Annotated in this window: 20 protein-coding genes; 10 read left to right on the top strand and 10 right to left on the bottom strand. The window is 67.1% G+C overall.

Annotated features, from left to right (window positions below; all coding sequences use genetic code 11):
• Nucleotides 1-21: 21 nt before the first annotated feature.
• From ACT3SZ_RS14145 to ACT3SZ_RS14130, 4 genes are all read right to left on the bottom strand, one after another.
• Nucleotides 22-432, bottom strand: a complete 411-nt coding sequence (locus ACT3SZ_RS14145; RefSeq protein WP_444619655.1) for an MmcQ/YjbR family DNA-binding protein — start codon at nt 430-432, stop codon at nt 22-24.
• Nucleotides 425-2,854: an HAD-IC family P-type ATPase gene (locus ACT3SZ_RS14140; protein WP_444619654.1), complete on the bottom strand. Its 2,430-nt coding sequence runs from the start codon at nt 2,852-2,854 to the stop codon at nt 425-427. The genes ACT3SZ_RS14145 and ACT3SZ_RS14140 overlap by 8 nt, the downstream gene beginning before the upstream one ends.
• Before the next feature lie 17 nt (nt 2,855-2,871).
• Entirely contained in the window at nt 2,872-3,660 is a 789-nt protein-coding gene (locus ACT3SZ_RS14135; RefSeq protein WP_444619652.1) for an enoyl-CoA hydratase, read from the bottom strand.
• Nucleotides 3,661-3,756: 96 nt separating this feature from the next.
• Nucleotides 3,757-4,638 carry an aldo/keto reductase gene (locus ACT3SZ_RS14130; protein ID WP_444619650.1) on the bottom strand — a complete coding sequence of 294 codons (882 nt, stop codon included), beginning with the start codon at nt 4,636-4,638 and terminating at the stop codon, nt 3,757-3,759.
• Nucleotides 4,639-4,721: 83 nt separating this feature from the next.
• On the opposite strand from ACT3SZ_RS14130, the gene ACT3SZ_RS14125 reads away from it, so the two are divergent.
• The 8 genes from ACT3SZ_RS14125 (at nt 4,722) to ACT3SZ_RS14090 (ending at nt 10,655) form a co-directional block, all read left to right on the top strand.
• The gene (locus tag ACT3SZ_RS14125) at nt 4,722-4,988 is read left to right on the top strand and encodes a helix-turn-helix transcriptional regulator (protein ID WP_444619648.1); all 267 of its coding nucleotides are present in this window, start codon (nt 4,722-4,724) and stop codon (nt 4,986-4,988) included.
• On the top strand, nt 4,985-5,548 hold the full coding sequence (locus ACT3SZ_RS14120) for a hypothetical protein (protein WP_444619646.1): 564 nt from the start codon (nt 4,985-4,987) through the stop codon (nt 5,546-5,548). The genes ACT3SZ_RS14125 and ACT3SZ_RS14120 overlap by 4 nt, the downstream gene beginning before the upstream one ends.
• A gap of 36 nt (nt 5,549-5,584) precedes the next feature.
• Complete coding sequence (locus tag ACT3SZ_RS14115) at nt 5,585-6,475, top strand: ABC transporter ATP-binding protein (protein ID WP_444619644.1); 891 nt, start codon at nt 5,585-5,587, stop codon at nt 6,473-6,475.
• On the top strand, nt 6,472-7,701 hold the full coding sequence (locus ACT3SZ_RS14110) for an ABC transporter permease (RefSeq protein ID WP_444619642.1): 1,230 nt from the start codon (nt 6,472-6,474) through the stop codon (nt 7,699-7,701). The genes ACT3SZ_RS14115 and ACT3SZ_RS14110 overlap by 4 nt, the downstream gene beginning before the upstream one ends.
• Nucleotides 7,702-7,780: 79 nt before the next feature.
• Nucleotides 7,781-7,999 (top strand): hypothetical protein, encoded by a 219-nt coding sequence (locus ACT3SZ_RS14105; protein ID WP_444619640.1) that lies wholly within the window; start codon nt 7,781-7,783, stop codon nt 7,997-7,999.
• Nucleotides 7,996-8,664, top strand: a complete 669-nt coding sequence (locus tag ACT3SZ_RS14100) for a Fic/DOC family protein (protein WP_444619638.1) — start codon at nt 7,996-7,998, stop codon at nt 8,662-8,664. Before ACT3SZ_RS14105 ends, ACT3SZ_RS14100 begins: the two co-directional genes overlap by 4 nt.
• 88 nt (nt 8,665-8,752) lie before the next feature.
• Nucleotides 8,753-10,030 carry an HNH endonuclease signature motif containing protein gene (locus ACT3SZ_RS14095; protein WP_444619637.1) on the top strand — a complete coding sequence of 426 codons (1,278 nt, stop codon included), beginning with the start codon at nt 8,753-8,755 and terminating at the stop codon, nt 10,028-10,030.
• 124 nt (nt 10,031-10,154) lie between these two features.
• Nucleotides 10,155-10,655 carry a 2-oxo-4-hydroxy-4-carboxy-5-ureidoimidazoline decarboxylase gene (locus ACT3SZ_RS14090; protein WP_444619635.1) on the top strand — a complete coding sequence of 167 codons (501 nt, stop codon included), beginning with the start codon at nt 10,155-10,157 and terminating at the stop codon, nt 10,653-10,655.
• On the opposite strand, the gene ACT3SZ_RS14085 is transcribed toward ACT3SZ_RS14090, so the two are convergent.
• The 4 genes from ACT3SZ_RS14085 to ACT3SZ_RS14070 all read right to left on the bottom strand — a co-directional run bounded on the left by ACT3SZ_RS14085 (nt 10,656) and on the right by ACT3SZ_RS14070 (nt 14,804).
• Nucleotides 10,656-12,065: a GntP family permease gene (locus ACT3SZ_RS14085; protein WP_444619633.1), complete on the bottom strand. Its 1,410-nt coding sequence runs from the start codon at nt 12,063-12,065 to the stop codon at nt 10,656-10,658.
• A gap of 95 nt (nt 12,066-12,160) precedes the next feature.
• A complete protein-coding gene (dgoD, locus tag ACT3SZ_RS14080; RefSeq protein ID WP_444619631.1) occupies nt 12,161-13,309 on the bottom strand; it encodes a galactonate dehydratase in 1,149 nt (382 codons plus the stop codon).
• Complete coding sequence (locus tag ACT3SZ_RS14075) at nt 13,306-13,950, bottom strand: 2-dehydro-3-deoxy-6-phosphogalactonate aldolase (RefSeq protein ID WP_444619629.1); 645 nt, start codon at nt 13,948-13,950, stop codon at nt 13,306-13,308. The genes dgoD and ACT3SZ_RS14075 overlap by 4 nt, the downstream gene beginning before the upstream one ends.
• Nucleotides 13,947-14,804, bottom strand: a complete 858-nt coding sequence (locus ACT3SZ_RS14070; RefSeq protein WP_444619627.1) for an IclR family transcriptional regulator — start codon at nt 14,802-14,804, stop codon at nt 13,947-13,949. Before ACT3SZ_RS14070 ends, ACT3SZ_RS14075 begins: the two co-directional genes overlap by 4 nt.
• Before the next feature lie 153 nt (nt 14,805-14,957).
• Here ACT3SZ_RS14070 and ACT3SZ_RS14065 point away from each other — a divergent pair, with 153 nt between their 5' ends.
• Entirely contained in the window at nt 14,958-15,977 is a 1,020-nt protein-coding gene (locus ACT3SZ_RS14065; protein WP_444619625.1) for a sugar kinase, read from the top strand.
• A gap of 26 nt (nt 15,978-16,003) precedes the next feature.
• Here ACT3SZ_RS14065 and ACT3SZ_RS14060 read toward each other — a convergent pair whose 3' ends face one another.
• Both ACT3SZ_RS14060 and ACT3SZ_RS14055 read right to left on the bottom strand, forming a co-directional pair.
• A complete protein-coding gene (locus tag ACT3SZ_RS14060; RefSeq protein WP_444619623.1) occupies nt 16,004-16,363 on the bottom strand; it encodes an FKBP-type peptidyl-prolyl cis-trans isomerase in 360 nt (119 codons plus the stop codon).
• A gap of 170 nt (nt 16,364-16,533) precedes the next feature.
• Entirely contained in the window at nt 16,534-17,829 is a 1,296-nt protein-coding gene (locus ACT3SZ_RS14055; protein ID WP_444619621.1) for a citrate synthase, read from the bottom strand.
• Nucleotides 17,830-18,156: 327 nt separating this feature from the next.
• On the opposite strand from ACT3SZ_RS14055, the gene serC reads away from it, so the two are divergent.
• Nucleotides 18,157-19,296: a phosphoserine transaminase gene (gene serC / locus ACT3SZ_RS14050; protein WP_444619619.1), complete on the top strand. Its 1,140-nt coding sequence runs from the start codon at nt 18,157-18,159 to the stop codon at nt 19,294-19,296.
• Nucleotides 19,297-19,336 lie beyond the last annotated feature (40 nt).

The following is a 19,336-nucleotide window of genomic DNA, read 5'->3' as shown; positions in this document are numbered from 1 at the left end:
CTACCCAAAGTAGATGACGTGTCAACTACTTTGGGTTTTTCCCGGTTTACCGAAGGTCTCCGGGTCGATCGGCCAGCGCTTCCGCGGCAGGTTATTGGCCACCACCAGACGGTAGGACTCGGTCACCAGCTCGCGCACCAGATCCTCCTCGAGACCCTCGAGCCCCTCACCGTTCCCCGGTTTCAGGGTGATCCAGTGCCGCTTATTCATGTGGTACCCCGGCGTGATCAGCCCGTACTGCGCCCGCAGCGCCGTCGCCTCCACCGGGTCGGACTTCAGGATCACGATCGGCTCACCGGTGACCTCCGTGAGCAGCATGAAGACCTTGCCGTGCACCTTGTGCACCTCCCAGTCCGGGCCGAAGGGCGCGGTCGGACGCGCCCCCGGCAACTCCTCCGCGCGCTCACGCGCGACCTCCTGCGGCTCACGCATCGACGGCCTCCTCACTCTGCATTTCCTGTGTTTCCTGTGTTTCCTTGGCTTCCTGCATTTCCTGTGTCCTACGCGCCCACCACTGCACCAGCCGGTGCACCGCCTCGATCGCCACACAGCCCACCGCGCCGACCACCAGACCAGTCAGCATCAGGCCGGTATTGCCGGGCTCCAGCAGCACCAGCTCGCGCAGGAAAGGCACCGTGAACAGCAGCACGTAGCCGGTCACGCAGCCCACCAGCAGCAGCACCTTCCACCACACCAGCGGCCGGGCCACAATGCCCAGCACCCACAGCCCCATCACGATCAGCGCCAACAGCACCGCTGTGCCCGCCTGCGCACGCTCGATCGCCGGGGCGTCGCCACCGGGGTACACCACGATCCACATCGCCACGGCGATGCCGCCGACAAGCACGCCGGACGGCACGGCCAGTGCGAGCACGCGGCGCAGGAAGCCGTCCCGCGGGCGCTCGTTATTCGGCGCCAAGGCCAGGATGAACGCCGGGATCCCGATGGTGAACCAGCCGGTGATGGTCACGTGGATCGGCTGGAACGGGAAGGACATGCCCAGCACCGCCACCACCAGCGCCAGCACCACCGAGTACACGGTCTTGGTGAGGAAGAGGTTCGCCACCCGCTCGATATTGCCGATCACCCGGCGCCCCTCCCCCACCACCCGCGGCAGCGCGGAGAACCGGTTGTCCAGCAGCACGAGCTGCGCCACACTGCGCGTCGCCGGGGCGCCCGCCCCCATGGCCACGCCGATATCGGCCTTCTTCAACGCCAGCACGTCGTTGACCCCGTCGCCGGTCATCGCCACCGTGCGCCCCGCGCGGTGCAGCGAGCCGACCATCTGCTGCTTCTGCTCGGGACGCACCCGGCCGAAGACGTTGGCGCGGGCGACCTCGGCGTCGAAGTCCTCCTCCGACAGCTCGTCGAGATCACGGGCATCCACGGCATGTAGCTCGTGGTCGGTGGCACCGCGGGCGACGGCGGCCACGGAGTCCGGGTTGTCCCCGGAGATGATCTTCAGGTCCACGTCTTGGGTATCGAAGAAGTCGAGCGTCTCGCGGGCGTCGGGGCGCAGCTGCTGGCCAAGCGCGACGAGCGCCGGGTCCTGCAGTGTGGGCACGTCCTGCCCTGGCGTGCCGTCCACCCGCCCGAACGCCAGGACGCGCAGCCCCCGGTCGCCGAGCTCGCGGGCGGTCGCCGCGGCGACCCCGTCGGCGAGCAGGACGTCCGGCGCGCCGAGGATCCAGGCGGCGTCCTCCAGCTGCACGCCGGAGTACTTCCACGCCGACCCGAAGGGGATCTCGGTGCCCGCGAAAGGTTCCGGAATGGCGTCCCCGTAGGACGCCAGGATCGCCTCGGCGGTGATGTTGCGGTCCTGCTGGGACGCCACCAGGCGGCCCAAGGCCTCGCGCGCCGCGGGCGACGCCTCGGATCCGTCGGCGGCGTAGACGCCGTCCAACTCCATCTCATTGGTGGTCAGCGTGCCGGTCTTGTCCGTGCACACCGTATTCACCCGGGCCAGGCCCTCGATCGCGACGAGCTCATTGACCAGCGCCTTGTACCTGCCGAGGCGCACCACCCCGGCGGCGAAGGCGATGGACGTCATCAGCACCAGCCCCTCGGGGACCATCGGCACGATCGCCGCCGCCATGGACAGGATCGACTCGCGCACGCCGGTGCCGGAACGCACCAGCTGCGTCCAGATCGTGAGTACGCCGGTGGGAATCAGCAGCCAGGTGATCACCCGCAGGATGGAGTTGATGCCGCTCATCAGCACCGAGTCGGTCAGCGAGAACTCGCTGGCCTCGGCGGCGAGCTGGGCGGCGTAGGCGTCCTGCCCGACCCGTCCGGCGCGGAACACCGCGGTGCCGGCGGAGACGAAGGATCCGGAGAGCACCTCGTCGCCGACCTGCTTGGACACCGCGTCTGCTTCACCAGTGAGCTGTGACTCGTCGACGGAGAAGCCGCTGTCGGCCACGGCCACCAGCGGGCCGTCGACCACGATCTCATCGCCGGTGCGCACCACGATCAGGTCGTCCACCACGACCTCGGACTGGTGCACGGTGCGGCGTTCCCCGTCGCGCAGCACGCTGGGCTGCGTCTCCCCGACGATGCGCAGGTTCGACAGCGTGCGCTTGGCGCGCAGTTCCTGAATTACTCCCACCGCCGAGTTGGCGATGATCAGCAGGCCGAACGCCGCGTTGATCCACGATCCGGTGGACAGCACGATCACGCACAGCACGCCGAGGATCGCGTTGACGCGGGTGAAGACGTTCGCGCGGATAATCTGCCACACGCTGCGGCCGGTACTGCGTCCGACCTCATTCGTCCTGCCCTCACGGACGCGCTGCGCCACCTCCGCCGAACTCAGCCCGGTCAGGGCACCGCCGATGTTCTGGGACACCGCCATCTACCTTCCTCGAAAACCTACCGTCCCTCGAAAACCGGGGGACGCTTCTCCTCACGGGCCCGACGCGCCTCCGCGGCGTCGCGGCTGAGCCAGCAGGACCCGCCGAGCCGGTCGATCTCCCCGGCGAGCTCCTCATCCGGCGAGGGATTGTTCAACGCCAGCTTGAAGTAGTGCATCGGCATCGGCGCCTGGCCGGCCATGGTGCGAACCAGTTCCAGGGCATCGTGCGCAGGCCCGCCGAGGATGGCGAACCCGGTGGACACGGCCATGGACTGTCCCACCTGCGCCCCGGCGATCAGCACATTGCGCGCCACGGAGCCGCCGAGCAGTTCCACCGCGCGGGCGACCGTCCAGCGGTCCAGACTGAAGCCGTGGTGCACCGCCGGCACCCACACCCGCGCCTTCGGGCCCATCACCCGCAGGTCACAGGCGAGCACGAGCTGGCAGCCCGCGCCGACCGCCGGGCCCTGCACGTCGGCGACCACGGGCACCGGGGCCTCGGTGATTGCCCGGAGCATGCGTTCGAGGCTGCCGAAGAAGTCGGTGGCGTACACCCCGCCCTTCAGGTTCGCGCCCGCACAGAAGGCGGGCCCCTCGGCACGCAGGAGGATCACGCGCACGGGGTCGTCGGCGTTATCGGCGGAGCAGGACGCTACAAAGCCCTCCACCGCCTCGGCGATGGCCACGCACACGTCCGCGTCCAGCGCATTGCGCCGTTCCGGACGGCACAGCGTGATGATGCCGACTCCCGGCGCGGTGCCGTCGCGCGTGACCCGTACCCCTGATCCCGCCTGTGCCTCTGCCATACCCTCACTTGCCTTCCCGTCCGGTTGTTCTCCGGTAACCCATTGTCCCCGAAAGTTCCGGCGGCGGTGAGGTGAACACCTCAAACGAGGGGCAGGTCACTCCTCCGGGACACCGAAGGACGCCTCGCGCGGGTCCGCGCCGACGCGTCCGGCGGCGGCCTCGTCGTCGTCCAGGGCGGTGATGCGGTCGATCTGCTCGTCGCTGAGCTCGAAACCGTCCACCGCGAGGTTCTCCTTCACCCGCTCGGCCTTGCTGGAGCGCGGGAACACCACGATGCCCTGCTGCAGGTGCCAGCGCACGATGACCTGCGCGGCGGACGCCCCGACCTCCTCTGCCACGGCCGCGATGACCGGGTGGTCGAGCAGACCACGGCCCAGCGGGGACCAGGCCTCGGTGACGATGCCGCGCTTGGCGTCGTCGGCGCGCTGCGCCTGCTGGGACAGGCCCGGGTGCAGCTCGATCTGGTTGACGGCCGGGACCACACCGGTGGCGTCGATGATCTCGTCGAGCACCTCCGGGTAGAAGTTCGACACACCGATGGACGTCGTCTTGCCCGCCTCGCGCGCCTCGATCAGCGCGCGCCATGCCTCGATGTAACGGCCGTAGGACGGCACGGGCCAGTGGATAAGCCACAGGTCCACGTGGTCGAGACCGAGGTTCGCCAGGGAGGTGTCGATCGCCCCGGCGGCCTTGCCCGGTGCCTGGTCGGCGTTCCAGAGCTTGGTGGTCACGTAGAGGTCGTCGCGGGTGACCTCACCCTCGGCGATGGCGTCGGCGATGGCGCGTCCCACGTCCGGCTCATTGCCGTAGGCCGCGGCGGTGTCGATGTGGCGGGCGCCGGCGCTGATCGCCGCGCGGGTGGAGGCGTAGGCGTCCTCCGGGGAGAGCTCCCACACACCCAGGCCGAGCTGCGGGATCTCGTGGCCGTCGTTGAGGGTGACTGTCTGTGTTGTTTGTGCTGTTTCTGCGTTGGTCATGGCCGCCAGCGTAGGCCTGCCCCTGGCCCGTCCGCCACCTAAAATTCTTGACAAGTCGTTGGGTTTATACAACACTTTGTGTCATGTCCTCGAAGAAGAAGCCTGCCGCCCCGATCCACAACAGGATCCGGGTGCTGCGCGCGGAACGGGACATGTCGCGCGCCGACCTGGCGACACTCATCGACGTGAACCCCCAGACCGTGGGCGCACTGGAACGCGGCGACCACTCCCCCAGCCTCGACCTGGCCTTCCGCGTCTGCGAGGTCTTCGACCTCCCCGTCGCCGCGGTGTTCAGCCGCACGGAGTTCGGCCCCATGTCCACCGAGATCTACCGGAAGGATCAGCCATGAGCGCCCTCACCAGAGTCAACGACTGGGCGGAGAACCGCGCCGAACGCCAAGCCGAGCGCTGGCGGCTCCGCGAGAAGACCCTGTCCACCCAGGCACCGTCCTGGCGGACCGAGGCCCGTGTCCGCCTCCTGATCAGGATCTACCTGTGGTCCCTCGTGCTCGGGGTGGTCACCGCCCTGGCACAGGTCATCTGGCTGCCGCTCGTCCTCGCATGGCTGCCCTTCACCGTCATCGTCTGCGTGAGCTGGACGATGCTACGCACCGTGATCAACACCCGCGACATGGCCCCGGACTCCGAGCTCGACGAGTACGAGGCGAAGGTCTTAAGCACATGGCAATCCATCGCCTACGGCTGGACCACATCGTTCCTCATGATCGTCGCGTTCTTCATGATCATCATCGCTGTCGCGAACCCGGACAGCCTGGACCGTTGGGTCTACACCGGCGGCCTGCTGACCATCCTCGGGACGATGCTCTCCATCGCCACACCCACCATCGCCTACGCCACGACCTTCGGCCCCGTTCCGGTTCCCGTTCCAGTTCCCCCAGCAAACAACTAGTCTGGCCATCACGTCCCCACAACCAGAGGAGCAACCGTGCCCACCCTGGAAATAGACCACCTCAACAAGACCTTCGGCAGCGGCGACTCCGCCGTCCGCGCCCTGACCGACATGACCTTCACCGTGCGCCCCGGCGAGGTCTACGGTTTCGTCGGATCCAACGGCGCCGGCAAATCCACCGCCATGCGCATCGCGCTCGGCGTGCTGACCTCGGACACCGGGGAAGCCCGCGTGGACGGCACCCCGATCAACGACGACATCCGCCGCACCATCGGCTACATGCCCGAGGAACGCGGCCTCTACGACAAGGAGAAGATCGCCGACCAGCTGATCTTCTTCGGACGCCTGCACGGGCTCACCAAGCAGGCCGCCACCACCGCCACCGATGAACTCCTGGAACAGCTCGGCCTGACCGAGCGCGCCAACTCCAAACTCCAGGAGCTCTCCCTCGGTAACCAGCAGCGCGTGCAGCTGGCCGCCTCCCTGGTGCACCACCCCGAGCTGCTCATCCTCGACGAGCCGTTCAGCGGTCTCGACCCCGTCGCGGTCTCGGTGATGAGCGAGCTGCTGCTGGCGAAGGCCGCCGAGGGTGTGCCGGTCCTCTTCTCCTCCCACCAGCTCGACCTGGTGCAGCGGCTGTGCCACCGGGTGGGCATCATCACCAAGGGCCAGATGAAGGCCGAGGGCACGGTGGACGACCTGCGCGACCGCGGCCCCGTCCTCTACGAGGTCCGCACCACCGCGCGCGACTGGTACCCGGCGGGCACGCGGGTCGTCGAGTCGGACGCGGAGTCCGTCGTCCTGGATGCCGGCCACGTCGGTGACCAGCAGATCCTCCACGCCGCGCTCGACGCGGGCACCGTCCACGGTTTCTCCCGCCGCGTCCCCGACCTGACCGATCTTTTCAAGGAGGTCGTCTCCTCATGACCACGCGAACCCCTGAGCGAACCCCTGCGCGAACCCCCGCTCCCGCCTCCTCCGGCTACTCGCGCGCCGGCGCGATCCGCACCGTCACCGAGCGTGAGATCCAGGTCGCCACGAAGAACAAGGCGATCATCGCCACCTTCATCATCGTGCTCGTCGGCGTGGTCGCCGCGGTGTTCATCGTCAACTTCTTCACCGGCAGAGACAGCGACAATCCGGAGCTCGTCGTCGGTGGCACGGACTCCTCCGTCGTCTCCGAGATCGCCGGCGACGGTATCGACGTCAGTGCGGTGGACGACCGGGACGCCGCGGTGTCGGCGGTCCAGGACGGGAAGGACGCTGCGCTTGTCCGCACGTCCGACGGTTTCGAGCTCATCGCCGACGGCACGCCGGACCCGGCCGTCGCCGCTGCCGCGCAGGCCGCGGCGTCCGCCGTCGCCCAAAACGAAGCACTGGACGCCGTGGGCGTGGATCCCGACGACTTCGCCGCCGCACTCCCCAACGCGGCCCTGACCACCATCGACGTCTCCGAGGACGCCCAGGACGACAATATCGCCGCCGTGGTGACCACCATGCTCGGCACCATGGTCGTGCTGACCTTCATCATGATCTTCGCCGGCAACGTGGGTGGCCGGGTGACCGAGGAGAAGTCCTCGCGCGTCGTCGAGATCATCCTCGCCACCATCCGTCCGATCGACCTGCTCATCGGCAAGATCCTCGCGATGCTGATCGTCGGATTCGTCGGCACCGTGGTGATCCTCGGCGCCGCACTCGCCGCGCTCGGGATGACGGGCATGCTCGCCGACATACAAGTTCACGCGGCGACGATACCGGTGCTCCTGGTCTCCTTCATCCTGGGCATGCTCTTCTTCAGCGCACTGTATGCCGCCGCCGGATCACTGGTCAGCAAGGCCGAGGATCTGGGCAGTACGCAGATGCCGGTGATGCTGATCTTCTTCGCGGTGATGTACCCGCCGATCTTCGGCTGGAGCGTGCCGGACTCCACGGTGATGCAGGTACTCTCCTGGGTGCCGCCAATGTCGCTGGGTGTCGCACCGATGCGCTACGCCTCCGGGGACATGTCGCTGGGACTGCTGATCGCGTCCTTCGCACTGCTGGCGCTGACCATTTTCCTGGTGCTCCTGCTGGTCGCCCGGATCTACCGTGGTTCGATCCTCAACAACGGCAAGAAGATGACCTGGATGCGCGCCATCAAGGCCGGAAAGTAGAACATTCCTGCAGTTCAGGTCGCTTTTCCTTGGTAGACTGTGGTGGTTGTCAACCACCACAGGAAGGCCCACGAGAACCGTGACAGATCACCGCACCGAAGACCAGAAAGTCGCCGCCGTCGACGCATCGATGACCATGGCCGGCCAACCCTTGAACCAGGACACCGAGGCTGAGGTCCGGCGGATCTTCCGGGGTGAGACCAGCGTCGATAACTCGGTGCTGGCGATGCTGGAGCACGACGGCTACGGCGATTCCGCCCGTGCCGGTGAATTGCGCGAGCGGGTGGCCGGAGCATGACGGGCGGCGCTCCGGAGAACTTCTTCGACATCACCGACCTCCCGGAACTGGAGTCACTGGCCGGACGGACCGCCGCCCTGCGCCTGGCCGAAATCGAGCGTGGCGATCCTCTGACCAGTTTCACCCGTGATGACCTGGTCAGGGTCCACTCGTACCTGATGCAGGACGTGTACCCGTGGGCGGGCGCTGTGCGCACCACCGAGGTCGGCGCGATGGGCATGGCGATGTGCCGCGCCCAGTACGTCGACAAGGAACTCGACCGGGTGCTCCGCGATATCGCCCGCAAGCCCCCGTCGGACACGGACCTCGACGCGGCGGTGCGCACCGTCGCCGACCACTGGTCGGAGATGACGATGGTGCATCCCTTCCAGGACGGCAACAGCCGGACGCAACGCTACTTCTTCGACCAGCTGCTCCGGCACGCCGGCTGGACGGTGGACTGGACGCGGATCAACGCCGAGCAGGTGCACGCCGCCCGCTACGTCGGCGCGGCGACGGTCGACCCGTCCTACCTCGCGCAGATGCTGCGCCCGGGTGCGCACTCTGACGGTGCCGGTCCGGACACTGATCCGACTAGTGACGAGCGTTCCTCCGCCGAGATCTTCCACGACATGATGACCTTCCGGCGCAATAACCCCCGCGGAACCCCGTATATGGTGCACTAACGACTACTGTTCGAACAGGTGCACGTTTCATGTCCGGGCCCTGGTATACACTTCCTCCAACAAATGGAAGAAGGGGGAAAACAGGGACATGACCACCACCGACGAACCGCCCACTGTCGACATCGACGCACTGCAGCGCCACATCAACATCGTCGAGATGGGCCTGATCATCCACCTGCGCCAACTACCGGCCAGCGAACGCCTCGGCTCAGCACTGGCCCTACGCGGACGCTCCCAACACGACGCCACCCGCTTCGCACACGCAGGCGAACTCGCCGCACGCAACCTCGAACTCTTCTGCGCCGTCGTCACCACCGGCATCCTCGCCGCCGACCACCTCGCCCTGATCCGCCGGATGATCAACGCCCAACTATCCACCGTGCCCAAAGGACGCCACGACGAGATCACCGCCTGCCTCGACGCGGCAATCAACACCCACGTCACCCCCTGGCTGCGCGAAACCACCCGCCTGGTCACCCTGCAAGAACTCCGCGACCGTGTACGCGCGGCGATACTGGATGCCGCCCCGGTGCTGGCCGACAACACCGCCCTGGCCCAGGAGGACATCGTCACCCTCAAGCGCCGGGGCAACAAGATGATCCTCACCGGCGGCGATATCGTCACCCTGGCGGCCATCGACGACGAACTCGACAAGAAAGCCCGCGTCATGCTCGCCGACGCCCGCCGCCTTCAGGAAAACCTCCCCGAAGACGAACGCTCCGAGCTACCGACCCGCTCCCAGCTCAAAGCACAGGTCATGCTCGAACAACTCGGCGACAACCCGAACTCGATGGAAATCCGGGTGCACCTCTACCGCGCAACGATCGACGGCGTGCACGGCACCGGGGCCGGCTACGTCGCCGGGGTCGGGTGGATCAACCCGGCCACCGCCGAACGCTTCGAAGGGGCCTGCGATCCGAAGAAGGTCAAAGAGATCCCCATCGACCCGCAGGACTACCCCGAGTCGCCGGGCTACCCGTTCCTGCTGGGCCACCGCACCTACATGGAGGGCCGGGACGCGACCTGCCGGTTCCCGTACTGTGACGTGCCGGCCACGCTCTGCGACAACGACCACATCATCAACTCCCCTCATACCGACCCCACCAGCGACGGCGCCACGCACCCGAGCAATGGGCAGAAACTCTGCCGTCCACACCACCGGCTGAAAACCGAGGGGTCCTGGCGGTGTTCCTCCCCCGATGGCGGGTTCACGATCCACTGGCAGGGCCCGGGCGGGGTGCGCTACACCACGCACGCGACCGGCCCGTTGGCCCAGGTCTATGGTCCGGATGTCAAGGACACCGGTCCGGCCCCTACCTTCGACGACACAGACGACACCACCGAGGAACCTCCCGACGAGAACTAACCCCCGCGCGCACGAAAGCCCCCGCACCACTAGAGGTGCAGGGGCCGGACGTGCGGGGGCACCACCGATCGGAGTTCACCATCGCGAAACGGAGCGGAAACGACCCGCCGGTTCACTGGGAACCATGATTGACACCGTTCCCGTCACCACCGTCGACGACCTCAACAGGATGACCCCCACCGAGGTCACAGAGATGATCGGCGCCCTGCTCTACTCACCCCCGCTCGGCGCGGCCATTGCCGCAGCCGCACCCTTCCGCAGCCTCGAGCACCTGCTCGACGTCGCCCACCGCGAACTGCTGCGGCTGCCACGCGTCGAGATCATCACCAGTATCCAGTCCCACCCGGTCCTCGGGGAGAAGACGACTGACTCCTACTCACGCGAGGAGCAGGCGTTCATCCTCGACTCCCCTCCCGAGGTCCTCGCCGAGATCTCCGACCTGGTGCGTCGCTACGAGGCACGGTTCCACCACATCTTCCTGGTGTGTGCCCAAGGCATCGGCGGCAATGAGGTCCTCCTGCTGCTCAAGCGGCGCCTGGAGAACCCGACCGTCGGTGAATGGGAGACCACCGTGCGCGAGCTCGGCAGGATCAACGCCCTGCGGCTGCGCACGGTGGTCGGTTGATCACACGAGGCTGACAACCCCGTAGATCACGAGCACGAGGGCGAAGGCGACAACCGACTCAATGGTCTGCTGGACCGTCCACACGCGCAACGTGGTCTTCACGTCCATGTTCAGCAGTCGGCCGACCAGCCAGAAACCGGAGTCGTTGACGTGGCTGGCAATCACGGAACCCGCGGCCAGCGACATCACGACACAAGCCACCTGGACAGCGGACATATCGCTCGACGCCACACCATCGGCCACCAGGGCCGCCGCGGTGGTCAGCGCCACGGTTGCAGAACCCTGTGCCACGCGGATGGCCGCGGCGATGAGGAATGCTGCGACGATGAGCGGGATGCCGAGGGAGTCGAAGGACTGGGCGATCGCGTCGCCAATACCCGTCGCACGCAGCACACCACCGAACATGCCGCCGGCACCGGTGATCAGGATGACGGAACAGACCGGCCCGAGGGCACCGTCGATCGTCTTCTCGATGGCAGTACCACTCTTGCCGCGGCGCAGGCCGAGCGCGACGATCGTCACGAGGACGGAGATCAGCAGCGCAACGGGCGTCGCCCCGACCACCTGGACGGCATTCACCCAGGTGGAGTCCGCGTCCACCACGCCGATGGAACCCAGCGCGTCCAGCCCGGTGTTCAGCAGGATCAGTAGCAGCGGCAGGACCAGCAGGAAGACCACGAGGCCCGCGCTCGGCGGCTTCTCGATATCCTCTTCCTCACCGACCATCTTGGCGAAGACTGCGTCCGGAACATCGATGCGGTGACGCTTGTCGACGACCTTGCCCCACAGGTGGCCGGAGATGAACCAGATCGGGAACGCCAGGATCAGACCCATGATCATCACGATGCCCAGGTTCGCCCCGACGAACTCCGTCGCGGCGACCGGGCCGGGGTGCGGCGGCAGGAAGACGTGCATCACGGACAGCGCGGCGGCGACGGGGATACCGACCGCCAGCAGGTTCAATCCGAGTCGGCGCGCGACCGCGTAGATGATGGGGACCATCAGCACGAAGGCGGCGTCCATGAAGATCGGGAAGCCGACGAATAGGGCGGCGACACCGAGGGCGAATGGTGCGCGGTTCTCACCGAAGATACTGATCATCTTGTCGGCGAGCGCCTTCGCACCGCCGGACGTCTCGACGAGGGCGCCGAGCATCGCGCCGATCGCGACCAACAGCGCGACGCTACCGAGCGTCCCGCCGAAACTGCTCACCATGGTGTCAACCAGGTGCTCGGCGGGGATGCCGGCGATGATCGCCGTCAGCAGGCTGACGATGACCAGGGAGAGGAACGCATGGAGCTTGAGCTTCATGACCATGAACAGGAGCAGCGCCACGGCGACCACGGCGAGCCCGATGAGCCCTCCGGTGCCGAGCCAGCTTTCCCAGCCGGTCTCTTCGATCCAAGGCATTGTGGGGTCCTTACGTCATTGGGAAGGGGGTTGGGCAGGGGTTACTCAGAAAGTTGGGTACGGCTGAGCCGGCCGGGCGACGCGGCTCGTCCGGATCACCATTCGGCGAAGGAGCCGTCGGCGTGGCGCCAGATCGGGTTGCGCCAGCGGTGTCCGGTCTTCGCCCGTTCGATCACGTACTCCTCATCGATGTCGATGCCGAGGCCGGGACCGTCCGGGATCTTCACCATGCCGTCCTCGTAGGCGAAGACGCTACGGTCGGTGATGTAGTCGAGCAGGTCGTTGTCGGCATTGTAGTGGATGCCGAGACTCTGCTCCTGGATCACCGCGTTGTAGCAGTTGGCGTCCAGCTGCAGGCAGGTCGCCAGCGCGATCGGCCCGAGTGGACAGTGCAGAGCGAGGGCGACATCGTAGGCCTCCGCCATCGCGGCGATCTTCCGGGTCTCGGTGATACCGCCGCTGTGGCACGGGTCGGGCTGGATGATGTCCACCGCTCCACTGGCCAGGACGTCCTTGAAGTCCCACCGGCTGAACAGCCGCTCACCCAGGGCGATCGGGGTCGGGGTTGACCGCATCGTGTCGAGCAGCGAGTCGACGTTCTCGCTGAGCACAGGCTCCTCGATGAACATGAGGTGGAACTGCTCGAGCTCGCGGATGAGAGTCTTCGCCATCGGTGCGTGCACCCGGCCGTGGAAGTCCACCGCGATGCCGATGTTCTCACCGACGGTCTCCCGGATCGTCGCGACGTTCTCAACGGCGCGGGTGACCTTGTCCCACGAGTCGATGAACTGCATCTCCTCGGTACCGTTCATCTTCACCGCGCTGAAGCCACGGGAGACTGCATCCGCGGCGGCCTTCGCGGTCTCTGAAGGACGGTCCCCGCCGATCCAGGAGTACACGTCGATGCGGTCGCGCACGCGACCGCCGAGGAGCTGGTGGACCGGCAGGTCGTGCGCCTTGCCCTTGATATCCCACAGCGCCTGGTCGATACCGGCGATAGCGCTCATCAGGATGGGCCCGCCACGGTAGAACCCGCCGCGGTACATGACCGTCCACAGGTCCTCGATGTTCGCGGGGTCCTGGCCGATCAGGTAGTCGGAGAGTTCCTCGACGGCCGCGCACACGGTGGCGGCCCTACCCTCGACGACGGGCTCTCCCCATCCGACGATCCCCTCATCGGTCTCGATCTTCACAAAGGCCCAGCGCGGCGGGACCTGGTAGGTGGTGACTGCGGTGATCTTCACTGGTGGTTCTCCTGATCCTTGTCCTGGTGGTTGTTCCAGACGGTCATAAGGTCGCGGGCGGACTGGTCAAGTTCACCGGTGCTGCGACCTGGCTTGTAGAGGGTAGAGCCGATCCCGGCCCCCTGGGCACCCGCGGCGAGCCAGTCGCCGAGGTTGCCGGCGTCGATGCCGCCGACGGGCAGGAACTGGGTTCCCGCAGGCACCACGGCCGACCACGCCTTCATTCCGCTGATACCGACGGCCGGGGCGGGGAAGAGTTTCAACGCCCGCGCACCGGCGCCGAGGGCGGTGAAAGCCTCGGTCGGGGTCGCGACACCGGGATAGGGTTCGAGACCGAGCTCCACCGAGCGGCCGATCACGGCCGGGTCGGCATTGGGCGCGACGATGATGCGTCCTCCCGCGTCGCGCACCCGGTCAACGTCGGCGACGGTGACGACGGTCCCGCCGCCGACGATGACATCGGGAAGCCGCTGCGCCAGCAGCTCGATCGAGGTGAAGGGGTCCGGAGAGTTGAGGGTGACTTCCAGCCGGCGGAACCCCGCCTCGCGCAGGATGTCGCCAACCGCAGGTGCGTCGGCGGGAGTGAGTCCGCGCAGAATGGCGACAAGGCCGGTGGGCGGAAGCGTATCGGTTCGGGTCACTGGTGTGCTCCAAGATCGGGGGTTGTAGGGCGGGCAGGGTGGGTCGGACGGTTCGTCGCGATGGGCACCACTTCGACGCCGGTTGGCGCATGCGCGGCCAGTTCCTCGCGGAGGTATGCGCCGAGCTCCGCCCGGCGCGCATCCGTCATGCGTTCGGCGGGACCGGTGATGCTCACGGCGACGTCTGCACCTTGGGGCCTGGTCAGCGCGACGGCGACGCAGCTAATGCCGCGTTCGTTCTCCTCGACTTCCTCGGCCCAGCCGCGGGAACGCGCCTGGTCGAGGACTTCTTCCAGTCGGTCGAGGCTGACCTCCGGCGCGGCGTTCACCGGCAGGTCCGTCTGCGCCCGGGCGGCATCGACGTAGGTCTCCAGGTCGGACGCCTCGGCGTCCTGCGCGGCGAGCAGTGCGCGTCCGAGGCCGGTGCGCGCCGACGGCGCGAGGTTGCCGACCCGGGACCAGACCCGCAGTGGACGATCGGGGTCAACTTTGTCCAGGTAGAGCACCTGGGACCCGGAGAGCATGCCGAGGTGGACGAGTTCGCTGGTGCTACGCGAGAGCGCCTCGAGCGTCGGACGCATCATCGCGGGCAGGTTCTCGTCGCGGTGGAACTCGAGTCCGAGCCGGAGCGCGCTGGGGCCGAGTCGGTAGCGCTTCCCCTCGATCTCACGGGCGGCGTAGCCGCGAAAGACCAGGGCGCCGAGCAGTCGGTGGGCGGACGGTTTGGTGAACCCGGTCGCACCCGCCAGTTCGGCGAGCGTGGCCCCGTCGGGGCCGGCCTGCGCGAGAAAACCGAGGAGCAGGAGCGCCTTGTCGACGCTCGTCACGGGGCTCACGTCCTGTTCTGCCGACATCGGGGGCCTCCTGGTCACTCGCCAGTCGCTCGCCAGTCGCCCGGCGGCACTGATACTCTGTTACGTAATGCAGAATGTACGTTACGCTATGCGGAACGTCAATAGCGCGATCTCCACCCGCTCGCCCCAGAAGGACACCCCAAAAGGAAAACAATGGACCCCCACACCACCGCCCCACGCTCATCCCAGTTCCTGCCCCAGCCCCCGCACCCACAGGTGGTGACCATCGGCGAGACCATGGCGATGATGCGCAGCGGCCAGGTCGGTTCACTGGCCCACCTGCCGTCGGTCGACATCTCCCTCGCCGGCGCGGAGTCGAACGTCGCGATCGGCCTGCAGCGCCTCGGCGTACAGGCCGCATGGATCAGCCGAGTCGGCCACGACCCGCTGGGCACCCGGGTGGCGCGGGAGATCCGGGCCGAAGGGGTCCAGGTACACTGCCGGGTCGACAACGAGCGGCCGACCGGGCTGATGCTGAAATCCCGCCCCACCGCGACCACGACCCGCGTCGACTACTACCGGGCTGGCTCGGCAGCCTCGGCCCTCTCCCCCGCTGACCTACCGGACGGGCTCATCGAGAATGCCGACGTCCTGCATCTCAGCGGCATCACCCCGATGTTGTCCGAGTCCGCGGCACACGCGACGGCAGCGGCGGTGGACCGCGCCGTCGCCGCGGGTACCCGGATCAGTCTGGATGTGAACTATCGTTCCCGGCTTGGCTCCCGTGAACACCTGGGGGACCTGCTGGTAGATGTCCTACCCCACGTGGACATCGTCTTCGGCGGCCCCGAGGAACTGTCGATCCTCGCACCGGGTCACACCGAAGGCGACCCCGAAGACAATACCGAGGCACTGCTGCGCGCGGTGGCGAACCTAGGCCCTGCCGAGGTCGTGGCGAAACTCGGCGCGGACGGGGCAACCGCCCTACGCCACGGAGAACTGACACACTGCCCCGGACACGTCGTCGACGTGGTGGACACCGTCGGCGCCGGCGATGCTTTCGTGGCCGGCTACCTCAGCGCCGTGATCTCCGGCGCGGATACCGCCACATGCCTGGCGCGGGCGAACTCCTGCGGAGCCTTCGCCTGCACCACCCCGGGCGACTGGGAGAGCGCCCCCTTCATCGAGGACCTCGCGGCACGGGACGCCGGCGGGGACCCCGTCTCCCGCTGACCCCGCTCCTCCCCCGAGAGATATAACTACCGGGCATCCACCAGGTCGATGATGAAGACCAGGGTGCGTCCGGCGAGCGGGTTGCCGGCACCGGCCGGGCCGTAGGCCAGCTCCGGCGGGATGGTGAGCTTGCGGCGCCCGTTGACCTTCATGCCGGGGATGCCGTCCTGCCAGCCCTGGATCAGGCCGGTCAGCGGGAACTCGATGGTCTGGCCACGGTCCCAGGAGGAGTCGAACTCCTGGCCGGTTTCGTAGTCCACGCCCACGTAGTGGACCTCGACCATGCCGCCTGCCACGGCTTCGGCACCGTCACCGACGGAGATGTCCTCGATCACCAGGGAAGACGGGGCGGGGCCGGACTGGGGCTCGATCGTGGGCTTGCTCATGGAGGTACTCCTGTGGGTTCGCGGTCGTGCTAACCGAACTAGATTAGCAGGCCTGCCGGCCGCGCCACCCGCGCAACGCGAAAAGGCAGGACGCCCCGTCCCGCGTGATGCGGGGCCGAGGCGTCCTGCCTGTGCACGGACGGCGCGTGCGCCGTCCTGCGTTCCTGTCTCTAGCGCTTGTCGCGCGGGACGAAGGAGCGCTTGCCCTCACCGGTGTAGATCTGGCGGGGACGGTTGATCTTCGCCGACGGCTCGTTGATCTGCTCGAGGTAGTGAGCGATCCAGCCCGGCAGGCGACCCATGGCGAACAGCACGGTGAAGAAGTCCGTGGGGAAGCCCATGGCCCGGTAGATCAGGCCGGTGTAGAAGTCCACGTTCGGGTACAGCTTGCGGGAGATGAAGTAGTCATCGTTAAGGGCGATGTCCTCAAGCTTCATCGCAAGGTCGAGGAGGTTGTCGCCACCGAGGTGCTCCAGGATCTCGTGTGCGGACTCCTTGACGATCGCGGCGCGCGGATCGTAGTTCTTGTACACGCGGTGACCGAAGCCCATGAGCTTGACGCCCGGCTCCTTGTTCTTCACGCGGTTCATGAAGTCGGTCGCGTCGCCACCGTTGGCGTGGATCTCTTCCAGCATCTCCAGGACGGCCTGGTTGGCGCCGCCGTGCAGCGGGCCGGACAGGGCGTTGACGCCCGCGGCGATGGAGGAGTAGATGTTCGCGTGCGAGGAGCCGACCATGCGCACGGTGGAGGTGGAGCAGTTCTGCTCGTGATCCGCGTGCAGGATGAGCAGCTTGTCCAGTGCCTTGGACAGCACCGGGTCGACCTCGTAGTCCTCGGTCGGGTAGCCGAACATATTGCGCAGGAAGTTCTCGCGCGCATTCAGGTTGTTGTCCGGGTACATGTAGGGCTTGCCCTTGGATGCGCGGTAAGCGTAGGCCGCGAGCATCGGCACCTTCGCCATCAGGCGGTGGGTGTTCTTGACCTGGAAGCCCTTGTCCAACGGGTCAAGCTCATCCTCGTAGTAGGTCGCGAGGATGTTGACGGACGAGGCCAGAACGTTCATCGGGTGCGCATTGCGCGGGAAGATCTTGAACTGGCTCTTGAAGTCCTCGTCGAGCAGCGTGTGGCGCCGGATGTTGGCGTTGAACGCCTCCAGCTCCTCGTTGTTCGGCAGCTCGCCGTTGATGAGCAGGTAGCTGACCTCGTTGAAGGTGGCGTTGTTCGCCAGATCAGCGATGTCGTAACCGCGGTAACGCAGGATGCCCTCGCCACCGTCGATGTAGGTGATCTCGGAGAGAGTGGAACCTGTGTTCACGTAGCCGGGGTCAACGGTGGTCAGACCGGTCTCGGCGAGCAGCTTGCCCAGCGCGAATCCGGAATTGCCCTCGTTGGCCTTGACGATCGGCATTTCGTATTCGCCACCGGGGTAGTGGAGAACGGCCTTGTCCTGGTTGTCGGAAGCCATTGACAGCCCTTTCGTTTATTCAGGTACTTCGATGCTTTCGGTTATGCCCCCAGACGGAGATCACCGTCCCGGGGCCCGCCTCGAACCGAGCGGCCCGAGGTGAGAGAATCTCACGGAGCGGACCGTCAACGATCGTGGGATAGGACACACTGTACCGAATCCCCCCGGCGCCGACACAGTAGGGTCGTACGGTATCCCCGTCAGCCACCCCCGCTGCATCCCGGACTGTGGGACAACCTGTCCCAGAAGCGTCCCCACCGGCTAGGCTGGCGGAGTTCCCGTACGACCGTGCTTGGAAGACTAGGAAGAGAGCCAGGAAAGCCGATCATGAGCGACCAGTTCCCCACCCTGCCCGAGAACCTCCTGCCCGCCGACGGCCGATTCGGCTGCGGCCCCTCGAAGGTCCGCCAGGACCAGATCGACGCCATCGTCTCCGGAGGCCGGGACGTCATCGGCACCTCCCACCGCCAGCCGGCCGTGAAGAACCTCGTCGGCTCCGTGCGCGAGGGCCTGTCGGACCTGTTCAACCTGCCCGAGGGCTACGAGATCATCACCTCCCTCGGCGGCGCCACCGCCTTCTGGGACTCCGCCTCCTTCGGCCTGATCCGCAACCGCTCGGCGCACCTGACCTACGGTGAGTTCTCCGGCAAGTTCGCCTCCGTCTCGAAGAAGGCCCCGTGGCTGGACGAGCCGCAGGTCTTCGCCTCCGAGCCGGGCACCGCCCCCTCCCCCTCCGAGCTCGACGGCGTCGACGCCGACGTCGACCTGGTCGGCTGGGCGCACAACGAGACCTCCACCGGCGCGATGGTGGACGTGAAGCGTCCCGCCACGGACGCCCTGGTCGCCATCGACGCCACCTCCGGTGCCGGCGGACTGCCCGTCGACATCGCCGAGACCGACGTCTACTACTTCTCACCCCAGAAGTGCTTCGCCTCCGACGGTGGCCTGTGGTTCGCCGCCTTCTCGCCGGCAGCCCTGGAGCGCGTCGAGGAGATCGCCGCCACCGACCGCTACATCCCGGCCTTCCTGGACCTGAAGACCGCGGTGGACAACTCGCGCAAGAACCAGACCTACAACACCCCGGCCGTCTCCACGCTGCTGATGATGGACGCCCAGGTGAAGTGGATGAACGCCAATGGCGGTCTGGACGGCATGGTCGCCCGCACCTCTGAGTCCTCCTCCACTCTGTACAGCTGGGCGGAAGCCCGCCCGGAGGCCTCGCCCTTCGTCGCCGAGGCGTCGAGCCGTTCCCTGGTGGTCGGCACGATCGACTTCGACGACTCGGTGGACGCCGACGTCATCGCCAAGACGCTGCGCGCCAACGGTGTGCTCGACACCGAGCCCTACCGCAAGCTGGGCCGCAACCAGCTGCGCGTCGGCATGTTCCCGGCGATCGACCCGGAGGATGTCAAGACGCTGACCACCGCGATCGACTACATCCTCGACTCGGGTGTTGCCTCGCGCTAGTCCGAACAGGACGTACCGTCAGGTCCAGACCCCTGACTCA

The organism is Corynebacterium sp. AOP40-9SA-29 (assembly GCF_052377405.1).
Taxonomy (GTDB): domain Bacteria; phylum Actinomycetota; class Actinomycetes; order Mycobacteriales; family Mycobacteriaceae; genus Corynebacterium.
Note: the sequence above shows the minus strand (reverse complement) of the source record. Positions and strands in the feature narration are given on the sequence as shown.

What these genes read in the sequence shown, in the direction of transcription:
- ACT3SZ_RS14145 (WP_444619655.1), bottom strand. Translation starts at nt 432, where the DNA reads ATGCGTGAGCCGCAGGAGGTCGCGCGTGAGCGCGCGGAGGAGTTGCCG.
- ACT3SZ_RS14140 (WP_444619654.1), bottom strand. Translation starts at nt 2,854, where the DNA reads ATGGCGGTGTCCCAGAACATCGGCGGTGCCCTGACCGGGCTGAGTTCG.
- ACT3SZ_RS14135 (WP_444619652.1), bottom strand. Translation starts at nt 3,660, where the DNA reads ATGGCAGAGGCACAGGCGGGATCAGGGGTACGGGTCACGCGCGACGGC.
- ACT3SZ_RS14130 (WP_444619650.1), bottom strand. Translation starts at nt 4,638, where the DNA reads ATGACCAACGCAGAAACAGCACAAACAACACAGACAGTCACCCTCAAC.
- ACT3SZ_RS14125 (WP_444619648.1), top strand. Translation starts at nt 4,722, where the DNA reads ATGTCCTCGAAGAAGAAGCCTGCCGCCCCGATCCACAACAGGATCCGG.
- ACT3SZ_RS14120 (WP_444619646.1), top strand. Translation starts at nt 4,985, where the DNA reads ATGAGCGCCCTCACCAGAGTCAACGACTGGGCGGAGAACCGCGCCGAA.
- ACT3SZ_RS14110 (WP_444619642.1), top strand. Translation starts at nt 6,472, where the DNA reads ATGACCACGCGAACCCCTGAGCGAACCCCTGCGCGAACCCCCGCTCCC.
- ACT3SZ_RS14100 (WP_444619638.1), top strand. Translation starts at nt 7,996, where the DNA reads ATGACGGGCGGCGCTCCGGAGAACTTCTTCGACATCACCGACCTCCCG.
- ACT3SZ_RS14095 (WP_444619637.1), top strand. Translation starts at nt 8,753, where the DNA reads ATGACCACCACCGACGAACCGCCCACTGTCGACATCGACGCACTGCAG.
- ACT3SZ_RS14090 (WP_444619635.1), top strand. Translation starts at nt 10,155, where the DNA reads ATGATTGACACCGTTCCCGTCACCACCGTCGACGACCTCAACAGGATG.
- ACT3SZ_RS14085 (WP_444619633.1), bottom strand. Translation starts at nt 12,065, where the DNA reads ATGCCTTGGATCGAAGAGACCGGCTGGGAAAGCTGGCTCGGCACCGGA.
- ACT3SZ_RS14070 (WP_444619627.1), bottom strand. Translation starts at nt 14,804, where the DNA reads ATGTCGGCAGAACAGGACGTGAGCCCCGTGACGAGCGTCGACAAGGCG.
- ACT3SZ_RS14065 (WP_444619625.1), top strand. Translation starts at nt 14,958, where the DNA reads ATGGACCCCCACACCACCGCCCCACGCTCATCCCAGTTCCTGCCCCAG.
- ACT3SZ_RS14060 (WP_444619623.1), bottom strand. Translation starts at nt 16,363, where the DNA reads ATGAGCAAGCCCACGATCGAGCCCCAGTCCGGCCCCGCCCCGTCTTCC.
- ACT3SZ_RS14055 (WP_444619621.1), bottom strand. Translation starts at nt 17,829, where the DNA reads ATGGCTTCCGACAACCAGGACAAGGCCGTTCTCCACTACCCCGGTGGC.
- serC (WP_444619619.1), top strand. Translation starts at nt 18,157, where the DNA reads ATGAGCGACCAGTTCCCCACCCTGCCCGAGAACCTCCTGCCCGCCGAC.